Source organism: Burkholderia sp. BCC0397, from assembly GCF_902832865.1.
Classification (GTDB): Bacteria; Pseudomonadota; Gammaproteobacteria; order Burkholderiales; family Burkholderiaceae; genus Burkholderia.
In genome coordinates, this window is the sequence record NZ_CADFDL010000045.1 from 1 (window position 1) to 335 (window position 335).

1 protein-coding gene is annotated in these 335 nt (G+C 67.8%); it reads right to left on the minus strand.

The features are described from left to right. Nucleotides 1–335, minus strand: a 335-nt coding sequence (locus HWX03_RS36705) for an aminotransferase class I/II-fold pyridoxal phosphate-dependent enzyme (RefSeq protein ID WP_175874684.1), incomplete at both ends; no start/stop codon positions are given.

Sequence of the window (335 nt, forward strand, 5' to 3'; positions counted from 1 at the left end):
GCGGCGACGCAGATCCGGCCCGTGCCGACCGCATAGATGCCGAACTCGTCGCGCAGGCGATCGACTTGTGCCGAGGTCAGGCCCGAATACGAGAACATCCCGCGCTGCGCGTTGATGAAGCTGAAATCGCGATCGACGCCGCTTGCCTTCAGGCGCTCGACGAGACCGTTGCGCATCGCGCGGATGCGGTCGCGCATTTCGCCGAGTTCCTGCACCCACGAAGCGTGCAGTTCCGGCGACGCGAGCACCGCGGCGACCACCGCGCCGCCGTGGGTCGGCGGGTTCGAGTAGTTCGTGCGGATCACGCGCTTCAGTTGCGACAGCACGCGCGTGGC